Source organism: Shimia biformata, from assembly GCF_016888515.1.
GTDB lineage: Bacteria > Pseudomonadota > Alphaproteobacteria > Rhodobacterales > Rhodobacteraceae > Shimia_A > Shimia_A biformata.
Genome location: NZ_JAFEJK010000001.1, coordinates 2291056 through 2310885 on the forward strand (window position 1 = coordinate 2291056; position 19830 = coordinate 2310885).

General features: G+C 63.4%; 20 protein-coding genes. 10 read left to right on the forward strand and 10 right to left on the reverse strand.

What is annotated here, in order from left to right:
• Positions 1–92 precede the first annotated feature (92 nt).
• The gene (locus JQ863_RS11195; RefSeq protein WP_204114352.1) at positions 93–554 is read left to right on the forward strand and encodes a hypothetical protein; all 462 of its coding nucleotides are present in this window, start codon (positions 93–95) and stop codon (positions 552–554) included.
• Between the two features lie 62 nt (positions 555–616).
• Positions 617–1063: a hypothetical protein gene (locus JQ863_RS11200; RefSeq protein ID WP_204114353.1), complete on the forward strand. Its 447-nt coding sequence runs from the start codon at positions 617–619 to the stop codon at positions 1061–1063.
• 4 nt (positions 1064–1067) lie between these two features.
• On the opposite strand, the gene ntrX is transcribed toward JQ863_RS11200, so the two are convergent.
• The 5 genes from ntrX to dusB all read right to left on the reverse strand — a co-directional run bounded on the left by ntrX (position 1068) and on the right by dusB (position 8307).
• On the reverse strand, positions 1068–2492 hold the full coding sequence (gene ntrX, locus JQ863_RS11205) for a nitrogen assimilation response regulator NtrX (RefSeq protein ID WP_204114354.1): 1425 nt from the start codon (positions 2490–2492) through the stop codon (positions 1068–1070).
• Positions 2489–4660, reverse strand: coding sequence for a sensor histidine kinase NtrY-like (locus tag JQ863_RS11210; protein WP_239113414.1), 2172 nt, complete (start codon positions 4658–4660; stop codon positions 2489–2491). Before JQ863_RS11210 ends, ntrX begins: the two co-directional genes overlap by 4 nt.
• Before the next feature lie 199 nt (positions 4661–4859).
• Positions 4860–6227, reverse strand: a complete 1368-nt coding sequence (locus JQ863_RS11215) for a response regulator (RefSeq protein ID WP_204114356.1) — start codon at positions 6225–6227, stop codon at positions 4860–4862.
• Positions 6227–7309, reverse strand: a complete 1083-nt coding sequence (locus tag JQ863_RS11220) for a two-component system sensor histidine kinase NtrB (RefSeq protein ID WP_204114357.1) — start codon at positions 7307–7309, stop codon at positions 6227–6229. The genes JQ863_RS11215 and JQ863_RS11220 overlap by 1 nt, the downstream gene beginning before the upstream one ends.
• On the reverse strand, positions 7306–8307 hold the full coding sequence (gene dusB / locus JQ863_RS11225) for a tRNA dihydrouridine synthase DusB (RefSeq protein ID WP_204114358.1): 1002 nt from the start codon (positions 8305–8307) through the stop codon (positions 7306–7308). The genes JQ863_RS11220 and dusB overlap by 4 nt, the downstream gene beginning before the upstream one ends.
• 188 nt (positions 8308–8495) lie before the next feature.
• Here dusB and JQ863_RS11230 point away from each other — a divergent pair, with 188 nt between their 5' ends.
• The 4 genes from JQ863_RS11230 (at position 8496) to JQ863_RS11245 (ending at position 11921) form a co-directional block, all read left to right on the forward strand.
• Positions 8496–9623, forward strand: a complete 1128-nt coding sequence (locus JQ863_RS11230; RefSeq protein WP_204115140.1) for a bifunctional 2-C-methyl-D-erythritol 4-phosphate cytidylyltransferase/2-C-methyl-D-erythritol 2,4-cyclodiphosphate synthase — start codon at positions 8496–8498, stop codon at positions 9621–9623.
• Positions 9620–10111, forward strand: coding sequence for a phosphatidylglycerophosphatase A family protein (locus JQ863_RS11235; RefSeq protein ID WP_204114359.1), 492 nt, complete (start codon positions 9620–9622; stop codon positions 10109–10111). Before JQ863_RS11230 ends, JQ863_RS11235 begins: the two co-directional genes overlap by 4 nt.
• Positions 10108–10578 carry a CinA family protein gene (locus tag JQ863_RS11240; protein WP_204114360.1) on the forward strand — a complete coding sequence of 157 codons (471 nt, stop codon included), beginning with the start codon at positions 10108–10110 and terminating at the stop codon, positions 10576–10578. Before JQ863_RS11235 ends, JQ863_RS11240 begins: the two co-directional genes overlap by 4 nt.
• A gap of 161 nt (positions 10579–10739) precedes the next feature.
• Positions 10740–11921, forward strand: coding sequence for an ammonium transporter (locus JQ863_RS11245; protein ID WP_204114361.1), 1182 nt, complete (start codon positions 10740–10742; stop codon positions 11919–11921).
• Positions 11922–12173: 252 nt separating this feature from the next.
• Here the strand turns inward: JQ863_RS11245 and JQ863_RS11250 are convergent, their stop codons facing one another.
• Entirely contained in the window at positions 12174–13472 is a 1299-nt protein-coding gene (locus tag JQ863_RS11250) for an MmgE/PrpD family protein (protein ID WP_204114362.1), read from the reverse strand.
• 15 nt (positions 13473–13487) lie between these two features.
• Positions 13488–13931: a type II toxin-antitoxin system RatA family toxin gene (locus JQ863_RS11255; RefSeq protein ID WP_204114363.1), complete on the reverse strand. Its 444-nt coding sequence runs from the start codon at positions 13929–13931 to the stop codon at positions 13488–13490.
• 70 nt (positions 13932–14001) lie between these two features.
• On the opposite strand from JQ863_RS11255, the gene hpt reads away from it, so the two are divergent.
• Positions 14002–14541, forward strand: a complete 540-nt coding sequence (gene hpt, locus JQ863_RS11260; RefSeq protein ID WP_204114364.1) for a hypoxanthine phosphoribosyltransferase — start codon at positions 14002–14004, stop codon at positions 14539–14541.
• Positions 14538–14720, forward strand: a complete 183-nt coding sequence (locus tag JQ863_RS11265; RefSeq protein ID WP_204115185.1) for a hypothetical protein — start codon at positions 14538–14540, stop codon at positions 14718–14720. The genes hpt and JQ863_RS11265 overlap by 4 nt, the downstream gene beginning before the upstream one ends.
• Before the next feature lie 109 nt (positions 14721–14829).
• Here JQ863_RS11265 and lipA read toward each other — a convergent pair whose 3' ends face one another.
• Positions 14830–15780, reverse strand: a complete 951-nt coding sequence (gene lipA / locus JQ863_RS11270; RefSeq protein WP_204114365.1) for a lipoyl synthase — start codon at positions 15778–15780, stop codon at positions 14830–14832.
• Between the two features lie 274 nt (positions 15781–16054).
• Between lipA and JQ863_RS11275 the strand changes: the two genes are divergently transcribed.
• On the forward strand, positions 16055–16603 hold the full coding sequence (locus JQ863_RS11275; protein ID WP_204114366.1) for a peroxiredoxin: 549 nt from the start codon (positions 16055–16057) through the stop codon (positions 16601–16603).
• 56 nt (positions 16604–16659) lie between these two features.
• Here the strand turns inward: JQ863_RS11275 and JQ863_RS11280 are convergent, their stop codons facing one another.
• Complete coding sequence (locus tag JQ863_RS11280) at positions 16660–17730, reverse strand: DUF6456 domain-containing protein (protein ID WP_204114367.1); 1071 nt, start codon at positions 17728–17730, stop codon at positions 16660–16662.
• 231 nt (positions 17731–17961) lie between these two features.
• On the opposite strand from JQ863_RS11280, the gene JQ863_RS11285 reads away from it, so the two are divergent.
• Positions 17962–18252 (forward strand): DUF6477 family protein, encoded by a 291-nt coding sequence (locus JQ863_RS11285; RefSeq protein ID WP_204114368.1) that lies wholly within the window; start codon positions 17962–17964, stop codon positions 18250–18252.
• On the opposite strand, the gene JQ863_RS11290 is transcribed toward JQ863_RS11285, so the two are convergent.
• Positions 18253–19797 carry a trimethylamine methyltransferase family protein gene (locus tag JQ863_RS11290; RefSeq protein ID WP_204114369.1) on the reverse strand — a complete coding sequence of 515 codons (1545 nt, stop codon included), beginning with the start codon at positions 19795–19797 and terminating at the stop codon, positions 18253–18255. It lies immediately after the preceding gene.
• Between the last annotated feature and the right edge of the window lie 33 nt (positions 19798–19830).

Sequence of the window (19830 nt, forward strand, 5' to 3'; positions counted from 1 at the left end):
ATTGGATGCCAGAAGGATTTGCAAAGGTCAAACACTACCATTGACCGCGCCAGCCGCTATGTCGTTTGATGACCTCGACAAAGGAGTCCGCAATGACAAGATTCAAGGGTTTCATCGGCTTGGCGGTATCCGCCGCGCTGCTTTCGGCCTGCGCCCCGGCGCGGTACGAGAGCTTTTACAAGGCCGGGGTCAGCGACAGCCGCGCCCAGCGGGACCGCGCCGCCTGCGAGAAAGAGGCGCTGACCCAGATCCCCGCCGCCTATATGCCGATCGAGTATCCCTCGACCTATGTCGGCGCCGGAACCTATGGTTGGGGGCTTGGCGTGGGCTATACGTTCACGCCCCGGCAGGACGTCAACGCCAGCGCCCGGAACCGTTATCGCCAGCAATGCATGATCGAAAAGGGCTATGCCCCGGTCATCGTGCCGATCTGTTCGCAGGCGCAGACCCAGGCGGTCAGCGGCCAGTCACGGATCAGCGCAGGCACCCGCCCAACCGAGACCACCTGCGCGACGCAGACAACAACCGGCGTGGCGCTGGTTGATCCGGGCTGACCGGACACAGCACCCCGCATGCCCGCATTTGACCAGTAAAACCCGATAGGACCGATTTTATCATGATCCGATTTCTGCCCCTGACCCTGGCCAGCGCAACGCTTCTTGCCGCCTGCACCGAATACACCCCGCTCTACAAACCCGGCGTGTCGGTCCAGCAGAAAACCGCGGATGAGGCCCAGTGCAACGCCTATGGCGCCAATACGGTCCCGGTGTGGATGGTGACAGAACGCTGGCCGATCTACGGCGCGGGTGGCCAGATCGTGTCATATACCGTGGATGTCTATGACTCCAACGCCGGACGGCGCCAGCAGGTCATCAACCAGTGCATGGCCGAACGCGGCTATCAGCGCGTGGCCATCCCCTATTGCAAGGATGAGCAGCTGGCCGGACGCAGCTATGGCTTTGAAACCCGCCTGCCCGATCCCGGCCCGAATATTTGTGCCGTGCGCGGAAAGGGCGGCAGCGCGGGCATCGTCGATCTGTCCAAGACCAAGCCCGCAGGCTGAGCGATCATCCGGCCTGTTCGGTGTCGGCGCCCTCGTCCGCTTCGACACGGGCGACACGGGCGCCGGCCTTGTTGGTGGTCACCACGCCAAGCGACTTCAGCTTGCGGTGCAGCGCGCTGCGCTCCATGCCGACAAAATTGGCGGTGCGGCTGATATTGCCGCCAAAGCGGTTGATCTGCGTCAGCAGGTATTCGCGTTCGAACGCCTCGCGCGCCTCGCGCAGCGGCAATGTCGCCAGCGTGCCCGACAGGACCACACGCCCCTCTTCCGAGGGCTTCGCATCCGATCCGGCCAGTTCATGCGCCTCGATCGGGCCATTGCCATCACCAAGGATCAGCACCCGTTCGATCAGGTTCTTCAACTGCCGCACGTTGCCCGGCCAGACCATGGTCTGCATCATCGCGACCGCCTCGTCGCTGATCTCGCGCTTGGTCAAGCCTTGCGTCTTGTGCAACAACTCGATGAAGAACTCGGCCAGAAGCGGGATATCCTCGCGCCGGTCTTCCAGCGACGGCACCTCGATCGGCACCACGTTCAGGCGGTGGAACAACTCCTGCCGGAACCGACCGGCAGCGATTTCGGATTCCAGGTTGCGGCTGGTCGAGGACACGACCCGCAGGTCAACCCGCACCTTGTCATTGCCGCCGACGCGCTGAAACTGCTGGTCCACCAGAACGCGCAGGATCTTGGACTGGGTTGCCAGCGGCATGTCGGCGACCTCGTCGAAATAGATCACCCCGCCGCTGGCCTGTTCCAAGAGACCGGGTTCGACGCCGCGCTCTCCGCTTTCGCGGCCAAACAGCATTTCCTCGACGCGATCCGGCTCCATCCCGGCGCAGCTGACGGTGTGGAACGGGCCGCTGGCGCGGTTGGAATTGGCGTGGATATAGCGCGCGGCGACTTCTTTCCCGACACCTGACGGCCCTGACAGCATCACCCGGCCATTGGACTTGGTCACCTTTTCAAGCTGGCTCAGCATGGTGCGGAAAGCGGCACTGTCACCGATCATCTCGGCTACGGTGTTGTCCTGCCGTTTCAACGCCGTGTTCTCGCGGCGCAGGCGCGAGGTTTCCATCGCGCGGCGGATCACCACCAGAAGCTGGTCGATGTTGAACGGCTTTTCGATAAAGTCATAGGCGCCCTGCTTGATCGCCGCGACCGCGATCTCGATGTTGCCATGCCCCGAAATGATGACGATCGGCACATCCGGGTAATCCCGCTTGACCGCCTTCAGGATGTCGATGCCATCCATGTTGCTGTCTTTCAGCCAGATATCCAGGATCATCAGCGCCGGAAGTTCCTTGGTCACCTCGGCCATGGCCTGGTCCGAGTTGCCGGCCAGCCGGGTGGTGAACCCCTCGTCCTGCAGAATGTCCGAGATCAGTTCGCGTATGTCACGTTCATCGTCGACGATCAGAATGTCACTCATGTCTCACTCACCACTTTCTCAACTTGCTCGGCCCTTTCGTGGACCGTTTCAATGGGCAGCCGGATCACGGCCATCGCGCCAAAATGGTCGTCGTTGCCAAAGACCGGCGCGTCCTCAAGCGACAGGGTGCCGCCATGTTCTTCGATGATTTTCTTGACGATCGGCAGGCCCAGCCCGGTGCCCTTGTCACGCGTCGTCACATATGGCTCGAACAGACGCGACCGGTCCAGCGGCAGGCCGATGCCGTTGTCGGCGATGCGGATCTCGGCGCGGCTTTCTTCAACAATGTCGCAGGTCACCCGAATCTCGGGCGTGATCGACAAATCCGGGGATTTTTCCTGTCTTGTTTCAATGGCTTCCCCGGCGTTCTTAATCAGGTTCGTCAGCGCCTGCGATATCATCGTGGCATCCAGGTCCGCCGGCACGGGACCCTCGCAGATCTCGGTCACGAAGCGCACGTCAGGCTGGCCGCTTTCCTGCAACAACACCGCCCCCTTCAACAGCTCGACCAAGTCCTCGCGGCGGCGGTCGGGTTCAGGCATGCGGGCGAATTTCGAGAACTCGTCCACGATGCGGCGCAGGTCGTTGGTCTGACGCACGATGACATCCGTCATCTGTTCCAGCGTGTCGGACTCATCCCCCAGCTTCGAGGCGAACTTGCGGCGGATCCGTTCCGCCGACAGCTGGATCGGGGTCAGCGGGTTCTTGATCTCATGCGCGATCCGCCGCGCCACATCCCCCCAGGCCGCCATGCGCTGGGCCGAGACAAGGTCGGTCACATCGTCAAAGGCGACCACGAACCCCTCAAGCGTGCCATCATTGGTGCGCCGCGTGGACATACGCACCAGCAGGTTTTCCAATTGCCCGCCGCGGGTGACGCGGATCTCGTCCTGCGCCACCTCAAGCCTGTCGCCTTTCAACCGCTCAAACAGCGGGCCGAACTCGGGCACCGCCACCGACAAGGGCATGTCCGCGCGGGTTTCGGACCAATCCAGCAGCCGTTCGGCAGAGCGGTTGACGAAACTGACCCGGCCTTCGGGATCAAGCCCGACAACCCCCGAAGTCACCGACGACAGGACCGAATCGAACAGCCGGCGGCGGCGTTCGATCTGGCGGGTGTTCTGCAACAGCTCTTCGCGCTGGCCCTTCAGCTGCCGGGTCATCTGGTTGAAATAGCGTCCCAGCATGGCAATCTCGTCATCGCCTTCTTCCTCGACCACCTGCGTATCCAGATCGCCATCACCGACCCGCTGCGCCGCGCCCGCCAGCCGCCCGACCGGGCGCGACAGGCGTTCGGCAAACCACAGCCCCATCCAGATCGCCGCCAGGATCAGGATCACGGCAAACCCAAGGTAAACCAGCCCAAATTCAAACAGCACCCGCCCGCGTTCGTTTTCCAACTGGTTGTAAAGGCTGGCGGTTTCGCGGGTGTCATCGAGCAGCGAAAAGATCGAGCCATCGACCTCGCGGCTGACATAGAGGAAGCGGTCGACAAAAGCATCCAGCCGCACCAGCGCGCGCAATTCATTGGTGTCCCAGTCGCGGATAATCACCGATTTTGATTCCCGCGCCTCGGTGATCTGGGCGGGCGTCAGCGCCTCGAAGTCAAACAGATACGATCCCTCGCCCCGCGCCCGGATCTCGCCCGAGCCGTCGATGACATAGGCCTCTTTCAGCCCGCGCTGAATCTGCGACTGGCCGTTGGCCAGCAACACCCGCACATCTCCGTCGGACAGGAAGAAACTGGCGCGGCGGTTGGCATCGAGGAACCCGGCCAGCGCAAAGGCGTCGGTTTTCAGCGCCTCGACATGTTCTTCTTCATAGGCCTGCGCCGCCAGGACCGAATTGCCGACCACCTCGCGCACCCGGTCCGAGAACCAGCCCTCAAGCCCAACATTGATGGTGAGACCGGCAAAGACCGCCACTGTGATCGTCGGCACCAGCGCCAGCGCGGTAAACGCCCCGGTCAGACGCATGTGCAGCCGCGACCCGGCGGAATGGGCGCGGCGGTTGGCGATCATCCGCGCCACCCGTTGCAGCACCAGCGCCGCCACCAACAGGACATAGACAAGGTCGGTCAGCAGAACGATCCGCAGCGATCCCGACGACGCGCCCTGATCCATCGGCCCCATGACCAGAAAGGTCAGGAACGCCAGAACAGGTCCCATCGCGACCAGTCCCCAGGTCGCAATGTTTTGCACGCGACGCTGCCGCCGCAGCCGCCGGAACCGGTTCCATTGCCGTGAGGTCGCACGACTGCTCACCAGAGTAACCTCAATCGATGTTGCGCCGCGATTGCGGCATACCGCCATATATTGTGTCAGTTGACCCGAGGTGCGGCCCGGATGCAACGCTTATGTGGCAGTTTTACATCAACTTCCTGCGGCGAGTCACGTGGATATCGAGGTCGGTGATCTTCTTGCGCAGTGTATTGCGGTTGATGCCCAGCAGATCGGCGCATTTGGCCTGGTTTCCGCCGGTGGCATCCAGCGCAATTTCGATCAGCGGCAGTTCAACTTCCTTCAGGATGCGCTGATACAGTCCGGCCGGCGGCAGCATGTTGCCATGCAGATCGAAATAGCGCCGCAGGTGCCGCGCGACCGAGGCCGACAGTTTCTCGGTATCCTCGGCGCCCAGCAAGGGCCCGGTCTGCGGCTGCGCGCCCAGCACCGATTCCGCCTCGGGCAGCGTCACCTCTTCCGCACGAGCGGTCAGCACCAGCCGTTTCACCGCGTTTTCCAACTGACGCACGTTACCGGGCCAGGAATAGGTGCGGAACAGTTCCATCGCGTCCTTGGAGAACACCCGCATCGGCGCGCCGTCGCGTTCGGACTTGGTCAGGAAGTGTTCCACCAAAAGTGGGATGTCATCGACCCGCTCGCGCAGCGACGGCACATGGATCATCGCCCCGTTCAGCCGGTAATAGAGATCGTGGCGCACATGGCCCTTCTCCATCGCGTCATTCAGGTTGACCTGGCTGGTCGCCATGAAGCGCGGGGAATGGTCGCCGGGATTGTCCATCATGCGCACGATCCGCGCCTGGATGTCGTCGCCGATGTCGCCAATCTCGTCAAACAGGATGGTGCCGCCCTTGGCCTTGGCCAGCACCTTTGACGGGCCTTCCAGATCCGACAGTTCCGACGCGGTCACCACCACGAAAGGCAGGGTGCGGCGGTCGCTGAAATCGTGAATTTCACGTGCAATCAATGACTTGCCCGTACCGCTTTCACCCGAGATCAGCACCGGAAGATCGGTGTTCATCACTCGCGCCACCAGCCGGTAGAGCGCCTGCATCGCCGGGGTGCGCCCGACCAGCGGCAACTCGTCCCCGCGTTCGGGCATGTCCGTGGCCCCGGGCGCAGGCGAACGGCGCTTGACCTCAAGCGCCTTGGCGGTGCGCTTCATCAGGTCGGGCAGATCGAAGGGCTTGGGCAGGTAGTCATACGCCTCGGCCTCGGCCGCCTGGATCGCGGTCATGATGGTGTTCTGCGCCGAGATCACGATGACGGGCAGACCGGGCCGGTCCTCGGAAATCTTCGGCAGCATCTCAAGCCCGTTGCCGTCGGGCATCATGACATCGGTGATGACGACATCGCCCTTGCCCTCGCCCACCCAGCGCATCAGCGTCGTCAGGGACGAGGTCGCGTGAACCTTGCACCCCGCCCGCGTCAGCGCCTGGGTCAACACGGTGCGAATTGTGCGGTCGTCATCTGCGACCAGAACGGTGCCATCCATCAGCTGTTCTCCTCGTCAATCGTCAATTCCTTGGGGGCGCGCGGCAGGGAAATGCGGAACACGGTCCGCCCCGGCACGCTGTCCACCGAAATCCAGCCGTCATGGTCGGATATGATCTTGCTCACCAGCGCCAGCCCCAGACCGGTGCCGTTTTCACGCCCCGATACGAAGGGGTCGAAAATGTCGCCCTTGATATTGTCCGGCAGCCCGGGGCCGTCGTCGATCACCTCGATCTGCAGCGGCAGGGCCTGGCCGGTGCCATCGGCGCGGCGCATGCGGAACGAGTGTTCGTAATAGGTATGAAGCCGGATTGTTCCGTTTCCATCAGCAGCTTCCGAGGCGTTCTTCAACAGGTTCAGAACCACCTGCAACAGCTGATCGGCATCCCCCACGGCGGGCGGCAACGAGGGGTCGTAATCCTCGTGAATGACCATATGCGCGCCGAACCCCAACAGCGCCGAACGGCGGGCGCGGTCCAGAACGTCATGCAGGTTCACCGCCTTGCGTTGCGGCGGAACAAGGTTGCCGAATTGTTCGACCTGTTCCAGCAGCTTCACGATCCGGCGACTTTCCTCGACAATCAGGTCGGTCAGCTCAAGGTCGTCCGGCCCAAGGTTCATCGACAACAGCTGCGCCGCCCCGGTGATCCCCGCCAGCGGGTTCTTGATCTCATGCGCCAGCATCTCGGCCATGCCGATGGCGGATTTGGCCGAGGATTTCACCCCCTGGCTACGGGTCATGCGCTCGGCCAGCTGGCGCGGCGAGATCAGGAACATCATCGTGCCCGGATCGCCATTCAGCGGCCCGATCTGCAGGTTGCACTGCTGCGGCGGCGCGTCGCCGGTGCCGATATCGACATGGTTCACATAAAGCGGCGTGCCGTGGTCGCGGGCGCGCTGGAACGCGTCTTCAAGCGGTGCGTCGACCATCAGCCGGTCCCAGATCGGATCACCCCGCATCTGCTTGGCCGAGGCGTTGAAGAACCCCTCTGCCGCCGGGTTGATGTCGCTGATGCGATCGTCCTTGTCGACCAGAATGGCCGGCACCGGGATCGAGGCCCAAAGCGTGGCACCATCGCTCATGCGGCGTCCCTTTCCTGCGGGTGTTGACTGAGGGCGTCGGGCAAAAGCGCCAGAACCTCTTGCGGTGTTTTCGCGGTCAGGATGGCACGGCGCAGATGCGGGCCTGTTCCGGCGACGTCCATGTACCAGCCAAGGTGTTTGCGCGCGACTTTCAGGCCCAATTCCCGGCCATAGAAGGTCAAGATCGCCTCGTAATGACCTGAAACCATGTCAGAAAAAGCGGTTCCAGTCGGAACTTCCGGCGCCGCGCCGCCAAACAGGTCAGCCGCGATCTGCGCCAGCAGCCACGGCTTGCCCTGCGCCCCGCGCCCCACCATGACGCCATCCGCGCCCGAGCGGTCCAATGCGGTGCGGGCGGATTTTGTGTCGACGATATCGCCATTTGCGATCACCGGCACCGACACCGCGTCCTTCACGCCCCGGATCGCCGCCCAGTCCGCCATGCCCTTGTAGAACTGGCAGCGGGTGCGGCCGTGTATCGTGATCATCTGCACGCCAGCGCCCTCGGCCCGACGCGCAAGTTCGGCGGCATTCAGCATATTGTCATCCCAGCCCAGCCGGGTTTTCAGCGTCACCGGGATACTGACCGCGCCGACCACCGCTTCGATCAGGGTCAGCGCGTGGTCGAGATCTTTCATCAGTGCCGACCCGCTGGCCCCGGCCCCGCTTGCGCTGGTCACTTTCTTGGCGGGACAGCCCATGTTGATGTCGATCAGCGTGGCGCCATTCGCCTCGACCTGCCGCGCGGCCTCGGCCATCCAATGCGCCTCGCGGCCCGCCAGTTGCACGGCGGTATTGGCCACGCCGAATCCCAGCTCTGCCTTCTCGCGCACGCCGGGTTTGGCCTGGACCATTTCCTGGCTGGCGACCATTTCCGATACCACAAGCCCCGCGCCGAAGCCCGAAACCAGGGTCCGAAACGGCATGTCGGTGATTCCCGCAAGCGGGGCGAGAAAGACCGGAGGTGTCAGAGTCAGTGGGCCGACCGTCAGAGTCACGTGCCTAATCCTTGTGCATTGGCTTCGAAATAGCGTTTTTGGCCGGGGCATACAATCTTACCATCCGGTCAAACGAGTTGGAAATACGCAAATGCCTATTTTTTGGGCGACAATATCTGGTCAATTGCCTCTCGCATTTGCAGGTTCTAGACAAAGGGGGCAATGGAACGGGCAAAACGATGACTTCTATGACAATCGCCGCCGTGATCGTGGCCGCCGGGCGTGGCACCCGCGCGGGTGGCGGCGTGCCGAAACAATGGCAGCGGGTTGCGGGGCGGCGGCTGGCGGATCACACGGTCGCGGCCTTCCTGTCCCATCCCCGCATCGACCACGTGATCGCGGTGGTGCATCCCGACGACGCCGATGAAAGCGCGTCGCTGGGCGTCGACACCGTGCATGGCGGCGCGACGCGGGATGCCTCGGTCCGGGCCGGGCTTGAGGCGCTGGAGGGGCGTGGTTTCAGCCATGTTCTGATCCATGACGTCGCCCGCGCCGGGGTCTCGCATGCGGTGATCGACGGGGTCATCGACGCCCTTGCGGGAGCAGAGGGCGCGGCACCGGGGATCGCGGTGACCGATGCGCTGTGGCGCGTGGACGGGGCGCATGTTTCCGGCACCCAGGACCGCACCGGCCTGTTCCGCGCCCAGACCCCGCAGGGGTTCCGGCTGGATGCGATCCTTGCCGCGCACCGGGCCCATCCCGGCGGTGCGGCGGATGATGTCGAGGTCGCACGCACAGCGGGCATTGACGTTGTCCTGACACCGGGCGAAACACGCAATCTGAAGGTAACCACGGCGGATGATTTTTCCCGTCTGGAAAAGGAGTTGGCAGGCGACATGGATGTAAGGCTGGGCAATGGCTATGACGTGCATCGCTTTGGCGACGGCACATTCGTGACGCTCTGCGGGATCGAGGTGCCGCATGAACGCGGGCTGCAGGGCCATTCGGATGCGGATGTCGGGATGCACGCGGTCACGGACGCGATCTATGGCGCGCTGGCGCAGGGTGACATTGGCCGCCACTTTCCACCCTCGGACCCGAAGTGGAAAGGCGCCGACAGTGCGATCTTCCTTCGGCATGCGGTCGGGTTGGCGGCCGAAATGGGGTATTCGATCTCGAATATCGACTGCACGTTGGTCTGCGAACAGCCCAAGATCGGCCCCTATGCACCCGCCATGACAACGCGCATGTCCGAGATCATGGGATTGGCCGCTGACCGCATCTCGATCAAGGCGACGACAAGTGAACGGCTGGGCTTTACCGGCCGCGAGGAAGGGATCGCGGCGATTGCCACCGCGACGCTGGTGAAACCATGAAGACGATGATTGCAACCGTGGGCGGGGTCGGGTTCCTGCGGCCCGCGCCGGGCACATGGGGGTCGGCTGTCGGGGTCGGTCTGGCGCTGGGGCTGCACTGGCTGGGCGGGTTTCCCCTGCTGGTGATCGCCACTGTTGCCGCCTTTTTCGTCGGCTGGTGGGCGACGGCGGGCTATACCGCCAAAACCGGCGACCATGATCCCGGCGAGGTGGTGATTGACGAGGTCGCGGGCCAGTTCATTGCCCTCTGGGTGGTGTCATTTGGCGCCTGGCACGCAGGATTGCCCGCGCTGGCGCTTTATCCCGGCTGGATCGCCGGGTTCGTTCTGTTCCGCATCTTTGACATCACCAAGCCGTCGATCATCGGCAAGGCCGACCGGCGCGGCGACGCGCTGGGGGTGATGCTGGATGACATCTGGGCGGGGGTTTTCGCCGCCATCTGCACCGGGGTTCTGGCGTGGATCAGCCACGGGGTTCTGGGGCTATGAGCCCGGCCGACCTTCTGGACCTCTGCCGTGAGAAGGGCCTGCGCATCGCCACGGCGGAAAGCTGTACGGGGGGCATGATCTCGGCCGCATTGACCGATATCGCCGGGTCATCCGACGTGTTCGAACGCGGCTTCGTCACCTATACCAACACCGCCAAGACCGAGATGCTGGGCGTGCGCGAGGCAACGCTGGCGGCGCATGGTGCGGTCTCGGAACAGGTGGCGCGCGAGATGGCGCTGGGGGCGCTGGCAAACAGCGACGCGGATCTTGCGGTGTCCGTCACAGGCATCGCCGGCCCCGGCGGATCCGAGTTCAAGCCCGAGGGCCGCGTCTGTTTCGGGATCGCGTCAAAGGGCAGCTGCACCACCGAAACGGTGGAGTTTGGCGCAGCGGGCCGCGCCGTGGTGCGCGAAAAGGCACGGAATCACGCGCTGGCGTTGCTGGCACAGGCCGCATCCCAATTGTGACGCCTTTTCGGGCGCAACCCCACAATAGCTGCCCATATTTCAGGCATATCTAAAACCGCCCATGTTTCGGGCGCAGCTGCGGGCATTTGCCTCTTTGTTTTGCAGGTCACATCCGCTTTGTGACGCGAAACCACAACAAGAACCAATGAAAGGAAGGGACAATGAACGGAGCGGATACCGCCTGGATCATCGTGGCCACGGCCCTGGTCCTGTTCATGACGCTGCCCGGTCTGGCGCTGTTTTACGGCGGGCTGGTGCGCGCGCGCAACGTGCTGAGCGTCTTTATGCAAACCTACGCCATCGCCTGCCTGATGAGCGTCCTGTGGCTGGTATTCGGCTATTCCATCGCCTTTGGCGGCGGCACCAGCGGGGTCTGGGGCGGTCTGGACAAGATGTTCCTTTCGGGCGTCACCACCGACAGCCTGTCAGGCACCCTGCCCGAGGTCCTGTTCTTTGCCTTCCAGATGACCTTTGCGATCATCACCCCGGCCCTGATCGTCGGCGCCTATGTCGAGCGGATCGGCTTTGGCTTTGTCCTTCTGTTCTCGGGCCTGTGGATGCTGTTGTGCTACGCGCCGGTGGTCCACTGGATCTGGGGCGGCGGCATGATGGCGGATGGCGGCATCTTCGGCGAAACCGGGGTGCGCGATTTTGCAGGCGGCATCGTCGTGCATGAAACGGCAGGTCTGGCGGCACTGGTGATTGCCGTTGTTCTGGGCCCGCGCAAGAACCGCACCACCCCGCCGCATGCGCCGTGGATGGTGATGATCGGCGCGGCGATGCTGTGGGTCGGCTGGTTCGGCTTCAATGGCGGCTCGCAGCTGGCGGCGGATGGCGGCGCGGCGATGGCGCTGACGGTAACGCATATCTCGGCGGCAACCGCATCACTGACATGGGCGCTGTGGGAGCGGATCAAATACGGCAAAGCCTCGCTCGTGGGTCTGGTGACAGGCACAATCGCGGGTCTGGCCTCGATCACCCCCGCATCGGGCTTTGTCGGCCCGGTCGAGGCGCTGGTGATCGGCGCGGTCGCAGGCGTGTTGTGTCAGGAAGCGGTGAACGTGATCCGCAACGTCCTGAAGATCGACGATACGCTGGACGTCTTCGCGGTCCACGGCGTCGGCGGCATCTTTGGCACGATCATGATCGCGGTCTTCGGTCAGGGCGCATGGGCGGCACAGCTTGGCGGATTGGCCGTGGTGGGTGTCTTTACCCTGGTCGTGACCTTCGTGCTGATCAAGCTGGTCGCGCTGGTCACGCCGCTGCGCGTGGATGAAGAGACCGAGGTCAACGGGCTTGACCTGTCTGTTCACGGTGAACGGGCCTATGACATGAATTCCTGACTCGGTTCGGGAATGGACATGAAAGGGGCGGTCCGTCGGGCCGCCCTTTTTTGTTTCTCGATGAGCCGCGCGATGGCCAGCCCCCCCCGCGCGGAATCAAGGCCGCAGGCCGCCGCGCGATCGCCAGACCGCCCGCACGGGCTGGCGATTTCGAGAGGTCGCAGCTCCGCTTGTAAGACTCGACGGATGAGGCAGCATAAAGCGCCTGCCTGAAACAGTGCGTCGCCATCCCGCGGTCTGGTGATCGCGCGTCTAGGTGGCTATTTCCTTGCCGATGATCGACGCATCCCCAGCCTTCGCCAAATCCCAAAGCCGCCCCGCGCGGGGTCCACCGACCAAAGCGCCCGCCTTGACCCGCAGCTTCTCAAGCCGCACATCAAGCGGCATCGGCGCGTCGAGGTCGTGGGCCACGTCGATCACGTCCCCCGACACCAGTTCAACCCGAAGTTCCGCCTGCATCTCGGTCAGGCGGTCAGCGCCCACAACCTCGACCTTCTGCCGTAGCGCGACCAGCGCAGGATCGGCGCACAGCGCGTCCGTGTAGCTTTCCAACGCCGCCGTCGACACCCCCGACAGCACCATGGCCGTCACCATGCGATAGCTGAACTTGGCCCCCAGCCCGGTGGTCGGGTCCGGCTGATTGCACACCGTCAGCCAGCGCGGATGGGTGCGGATCGTGACCTTTTGCACGTCGTCGGGGTCGATGGCGGGCAAGGACGCCAACGCCTCAAGCGTGGCATGCAGACCGTGGCAGCAGGCGTGGAACTTGTGGCTGATGCGATCAAACAGCCATGTTGCGCCCAAGCCCGCCAGCGCGGTTTCGTCGCCGACGCCATGATGCGTCGCGCCAAACCCCTGCGGGGCTTCAAGCCCGGCCGGGTTGGGCAGGAAACCCCGCGCCACCAACTGCGCCGCTTCAACCCCGTTCGAGGCCGCGATCCCGGCATTCATCGGCTTGCCCATGGTGCCGAACTGCGATTTCAACCCGGACGCGCGGGTCGAGACCAGCCCCAGCGCCGCCGCCAGTCCCGTTTCGTCCAGCCCCAGAAGCCGCCCCGCCGCCAGCGCCGCGCCAAAGGCGCCTGCGGTGGCGGTCTGGTGGAACCCGGTCTGGTAGTGGTCCCGCCCCAGCCAGACACCGACGCGAATCGACGCCTCGATCCCGATCAGAGCGGCAACGCGCAACTCTTCCGCCGATGCACCTCGTGCCTCACCCACCGCCAGAACCGCCGGGAAAATCGCCACCGACGGGTGGCCGATATGGGCAAAATGGGTGTCGTCATAGTCCAGCGCGTGGCTGATCGTGCCATTGGCCAGCGCCGCCGCCCGCGCCGGGACCCTGGTCGACAGCCCAAAGACCGAGGCCTGGCCCGCGCCGCCCTCATCCGCCACCATGTCGCGCAGGATGGTCGAGACGGGTTCATCCCGGCCCGCAATCCCCACCGCCATCCAGTCCAGCAACGACCCCGCCAGCATGTCGCGGGTGGCTTGCGGTATGTCCTGCCATGTGGTCTGGCGGGCAAACCGGGCCAAGTCTGTTGTGATCCCCATCGGCCCTGCCCCCATCTATCCGTAAAGCTCTTTTGCCCGTGCTTCGAACGCGCGCACGATGCGGTGCATCGCCTCGTTGAACACCACGCCGATGATCTTTTGCAGAACCGCGTTCTTGAACTCGAAATCGACGAAGAACGACACCTCGCAGCCGCCGTCCGTCTCGGCAAAATCCCAACTGGATTTCATGTATTTGAACGGCCCGTCCAGATATTCGGTGTCGATATGCATGGCCTCGGGATCCAAGAGGACACGGCTGCCGAACCGTTCGCGGAACACTTTGAACGAGATCACGAGGTCCGCCAGCATCAGCGCCCTGTTCCCCTCGGGCGTGACCGAACGCACACGCGCCGCCGCGCACCACGGCAGGAACTTGGGATAGCTGCCGACATCGGCCACCAGGTCGTACATCTGGCGTGCGGAATAGGGCAGCGGGCGGGTCTCGGAATGGGTTGGCATGACACCCCGGTTTGACATGGACAGTGGCCGCCCATTTCGTATGCTGGCGGCGGAAAATCAAGGGGACAGCATGTCAGAGCGTCCATATGTCATCGACGAAATGATCTCGGCCAAGGCGATCGCGGCCCGGATCGAGGCCCTCAGCCGCGAAATCAGGGCCGAATTCAAGGGCACCGACAAGCTGGTCGTGGTGGGCCTGTTGCGCGGGAGTTTCGTGTTCATCGCCGACCTCGTGCGCGAACTGGACCTGCCGGTCGAGGTCGATTTCCTTGAGGCCTCGTCTTACGGAAACGCGATGGAATCCAGCCGGGAAGTGCGTATTCTCAAGGACTTGCGCGGCGAAATTGAAGGGCGGGACGTGCTGGTTGTGGAAGATATCGTCGACACCGGCCACACCCTGACCCATGTGCTGCACCTTCTGCAATCGCGCCATCCGGCAAAGCTGAAAACCGCAGCACTTCTGGACAAGCCCTCGCGCCGCGAGGCCGATATCAAGGCCGACTGGACCGGGTTCGAAATCCCCGATGAATTTGTCGTCGGCTATGGAATCGACTTCGCCCAGCGGAACCGCAACCTGCCGTTCATCGGCAAGGTCCGGTTTACGGAGTGAACATCCGCCACTTCCTGCGCATGGCCCGCTGGGGCCGCAACCCGCCGTCTGAAAAGCGGGTCGCGCTGGTCTTTGCCGTGATCCTGATCTGCCTAGGCATCTTTGCGGTCGAGCGGTTTCTTGGCTGGCCAGAGGCGCTGACGCCGCATGGCTCTCCCAAGGGGCGGATCGACCGCTAGCAGATCCGGGCGCGGCTTTTCTCTTTCCCCAAATACCTCGGGGACGCTTGAATACGCAGGCGTATTCAAGCCAAAGGGCAGCGCCCCCTGCTCTGTCCCCCAGCTATTCCTAGGCCTCGCCCAGCTTCGCCATCCGTGCCGCGCGCAGTTTCGCGAAATCGTCGCCCGCGTGATAGGACGACCGCGTCAGCGGCGTTGCCGAGACCATCAGGAAGCCCTTGCCATAGGCGGCTTTTTCATAGGACTTGAATTCCTCAGGGGTGACGAAACGGTCAACCCGGTGGTGTTTCGGCGTCGGCTGCAGGTATTGCCCGATGGTCAGGAAATCGACATCCGCCGCGCGCATGTCGTCCATCACCTGATGCACGCCCTGCTTGTCCTCGCCAAGGCCGACCATGATGCCGGATTTGGTGAAAATCGTCGGGTCCAGTTCCTTGACCCGCTGCAACAGCCGAAGCGAGTGGAAATACCGCGCGCCGGGGCGAACCGAGGGGTAAAGACCCGGCACGGTTTCCAGATTGTGGTTGAACACATCCGGTCTGGCTTCGACCACAACCTCCAGCACCTCGGGCGCGCATTTCAGGAAGTCGGGGGTCAGGATTTCGATCGTGGTCTTGGGCGACTTGTGGCGGATGGCGCGGATCGTCTGGGCGAAATGATCGGCCCCGCCATCCTTGAGGTCGTCACGGTCCACCGAGGTGATGACCACGTGATTGAGCCCCAGCTTGTCGACCGCATGGGCCACGCGGCCCGGTTCGAACGCATCCAGCGTGTCGGGCTTGCCGGTGGCGATATTGCAGAAGGTGCAGCCGCGGGTGCAGATCTCGCCCATGATCATCATGGTGGCGTGACCCTGAGACCAGCATTCGCCGGCGTTTGGACAGGCGGCTTCTTCGCAGACCGTGGCAAGGTTGTTCTCGCGCATGATCTTGCGGGTCGCGTTATAGCCGGCGCCGGTGGGCGCCTTGACGCGAATCCAGTTCGGCTTGCGCGGTTGCGCGTTGTCGGGCCGGTGCGCCTTTTCGGGGTGGCGCTGTTCTGGAATCTTCAGGTCTCGCAACGGTCTCTTCCCTTGAATGTCGCGCCGGTCCGGTGGTGTGGCCCGGTTTGACGTCACGTCATGGCGCGGTGGCTGCCCGTGTAACATAGCCTCAGTTCCGGGCTAGGACCAGCGGCGCATAGCCGCTATGCATCCTGCATGGATTTGCGGCGTTTTCACGCCCGCCCACGGCGGCAAATTGCAAATTCGCGGGCCGGGGTGGTATCGGCGGTTGAACCCGGTTTGGAACAATTCTAGGTAGCGGGCAATTCCGACAAGCAACAGGAGAATCGCCATGCAATCCGGCGCCAAGATCCCCAACGTCACCTTCAAGACCCGCGTCCGCGACGAGGCCGTCGGCGGCCCGAACCCGTTCCGCTGGCAGGACATGACCAGCGACGATTATTTCAAGGGCAAGCGCGTGATCCTGTTCTCGTTGCCCGGTGCCTTTACCCCGACCTGCTCGACCTATCAGCTGCCGGGTTTCGAAGAAAACTTTGCGAAATTCCAGGAGCTTGGCATTGACGACATCTATTGCATGTCGGTGAACGACAGCTTCGTGATGAACAAATGGGCCGAGGCGCAGGGCGTCAACAACGTCAAGGTCATCCCCGACGGGTCCGGTGAGTTCACCCGCAAGGTCGGCATGCTGGTCGCCAAGGACAACCTGGGCTTCGGCATGCGCTCGTGGCGCTATGCGGCGATCATCAACGACGGTGTCGTCGAGGCATGGTTCGAAGAGCCGGGCCTGGCCGACAACCACGGCGAAGACCCCTATGGCGAGTCGAGCCCCGAGAACCTGCTGAAGTATCTCGAAGGTGCGGCGGTCGAATCGGCGGCCTGATCGTTTCCCGCGACGAAACAAAAAAAAACGGCCCGCATCGCGCGGGCCGTTTTGCTTTATCCGATATAGTCCCCGGCCCCGTTCATGCCGCGCCGGTAATGTTCGCGCAACCGCACCAGCGCGATCCTGAGGACAATCTTGCCGGATCGCGCCGACCAGCCCAGTTTCTTTTCTGCCGTTTCCAGCCCCTCAAGGTGGCAACAGCAGCGCAGCGCGACATCGGCCAGCCCTTCGCCCAGATCGGCCAGCGCGGCCGCAACGCGGTCCTTTGCCCCAAACGTGCCACCTGATCCGCGCCGGGTTGTCTCGACACCTGCGGTCAGGAAATGGTCCCAGTTCTGGGTGGTGCCCGGCTCCATCTGCGAGATTTCGAAATCCTCGCGCAGCCGTTCGCCCGCCGCGACAAGACTGTCGTCAAGGAAGGGCTTGCCATCCTTGTCGCGCCGCCGTGCCAGCCCCAGAAGCGGGCTTTCGGCGCAGAATCGGGATTTGAGCCGGGCCATGTCCAGACCTGCCGCGGCGCGCTGACCCGGCTGACCGTCGAACCCGATCTGCACTTCGGCAAAGCCGCGTGCGGCGGCGTTCTCTGATGCCGCCATCATCGACGACAAGGCCGCGCGCCCGGCCGAGGTGATGCGATAGCGGGTCACCTTGCCCCGCGTGGTGCCCTCGATCCACTGGTTCAGCGCCATCGCTTCGGCGACGGGCTGGTCCACGACCGCGGTGCGGGTGCCATTGCCGCCCTCGCCTTCGCGCACCACAACCGCCTTGGGCAGCCCCTCGGCCACCGCCAGCACAGCGCCGCGTTCACACAGGCGGCGCAGGACGCGGCGCGATTCTTGCTTCAGCTTGTCGTCGGAGATCGTGGCATTTGATTGAGAATTCATTGCAGCCTCATGTCTGATGTTGGCGACCGGAACGTCCAGCCGGTCAAGGGCGTGATCCACCAGCGGGTCATCACGCAGGGCTTCAAGACGTCGCACCTGGCGCAGGATCGTCGACGGATGAACCCCCGCCCCCCGCGCCAGTGCGCGGATCGGAACCCCCCGCGATACATGCGCAAGATAGTGGCGCACCTCGTCGGGAACCCAACGGGGCAAATCTGGTAGTTCCTTGGTCACATCCATCCGCCGGCCAATCCTCCGGTATGTTCAAATTTCGGTTGTCCACAGGGTTATCCCTAAAATTGTCCACAAATTGACCAGCATTGGTTACTCAGGAATTAAAGTTTCCGTGTTTGCCGCAGATTGTTTCGAAAAGATAAACAAACAGAGGCCGTAGCGTTCTGTTTGTGCAACAGTCGCGCAACACTCGCTTAGGTTGTGCCATCAAAAGGCCAGCCAAAGCGAGGAAAAGACATGCAAGACATCCTGAGCCAACTCAGCAACCTGCGCCGTCCCCGCCTGTTGATCCGGGCGGCGCGGCTGGGGGCCGACGACTATCTGCGCGATCGTCACCTGCGCCGTCATCTGGGCACGGCAAAGCTGCCCCGGCATGGCGAGGCAATCATGCAATTGATGCAGATTGAATCAGCCCTGAACGACATGCGGCATGAGGGCGACGCCGGCTATTCGCTGGTGCGCCATGTCGATGTCATGATCGCGCTGATGGGCGAGGCCCGGTTGCTCCGGGCCGCCCAGACCGTGTGATCAGAGGAAACTGTCGGGCATCGACGCCTTCTTGCGGGCGACGTAATCGTCCAGCGCCTCGGTGATCGCGACATCCAGCGCGGGGGCCTGGTAATCCGCCAGCATCTTTTTGACCTTGGCGGCGGCCAGGGACTGGCTGTCGCGGCTGCCTTCATCGGCCCAGGTCTCGAACGGTTTGTAATCCAGCACGCCGGAGCGCCAGAAGGCGGTCTTGAAATTCGCCTGCGTATGGCCACAGCCAAGATAATGCCCGCCCGGACCGACCTCTCGGATCGCGTCCATGGCTTGTGCATTCTCATCCACCGATACGCCTTTGGCGAGGTGGTGCAGGATGCCAAGCTGATCGGCGTCCAGAACGAATTTCTCAAAGCTGGAGACCAGCCCGCCCTCAAGCCAGCCGCAGGAATGCAGCATGAAGTTGACCCCGCCCATCAGGGCGGCATTCAGCGTGTTGGCGGTTTCATAGGCGGCCTGCGCATCGGGCAGTTTCGAGCCGCACAAGCCCCCGCCCGACCGGAACGGCAGCCCCATGCGCCGCGCCAGTTGGCCCGCGCCGTAAAGGATCTGGCTGGCTTCGGGCGTACCGAAGGTGGGCGCGCCCGAGTTCATGTCGATCGAGGTCACGAAGGCCCCGAAGATCACCGGCGCACCGGGGCGGATCAGCTGGGAATAGGCGATCCCGGCCAGCACCTCGGCCAGAACCTGCGTCAGCGTGCCCGCCACCGACACCGGCGCCATCGCGCCACCAACAATAAAGGGAGAGATGATGCAGGCCTGATTGTTCTTCGCGTAAACCTCTAGCGACCCCATCATCACGTCGTCAAACGTCAGGGGCGAGTTGATGTTGATGAGCGAGGTCATCACCGTGTTTTCCTGAACGAAATCCTTGCCGAACAGGATCTCGCACATCTCGACGCTGTCCTGCGCCCGGCTGGGTTCGGTGACAGACCCCATGAAGGGCTTGTCCGACAGCGTCATATGCGCCTGCAGCATGTCGAGGTGGCGCTTGTTGACGGCGATATCGGTCGGTTCGCAGACCGTGCCGCCGGAATGGTGCAGCCATTTCGACATGTAGCCGAGTTTCACGAATTTCCGGAAATCCTCCATCGTGGCATAGCGGCGCCCCCCTTCGAGGTCGCGCACGAAGGGCGGGCCATAGACCGGCGCCAGAACCAGCGACTTGCCCCCGATCACCACGTCGCGGTCGCGGTTGCGGGCGACCTGCGTGATGCTGGACGGCGCGGTAGCACACAATTTCCGCGCCAGACCACGCGGGATATGCACCCGCTCACCCTCGACCGTGGCCCCGGCCTCGCGCCACAGCTCCAGCGCGCCCGGATTGTTGACGAAATTGACGCCGATTTCTTCCAGCACGGTTTCGGCATTGGCCTCGATGATCTCAAGCGCCTCGTCGTTCAGGATCTCGAAATTGGGGATGTTGCGCTCGATATATTTCGCGGTCTCGACACTGACCGCGCTGCGCTCGGCGCGTCGTGCCGCGCCACCACCTGACCGGCCACGCCGCCGGGTTGCCACATCTGCCATGTCGTTGTCCTTCACCAGATCACGTTGTCCAGG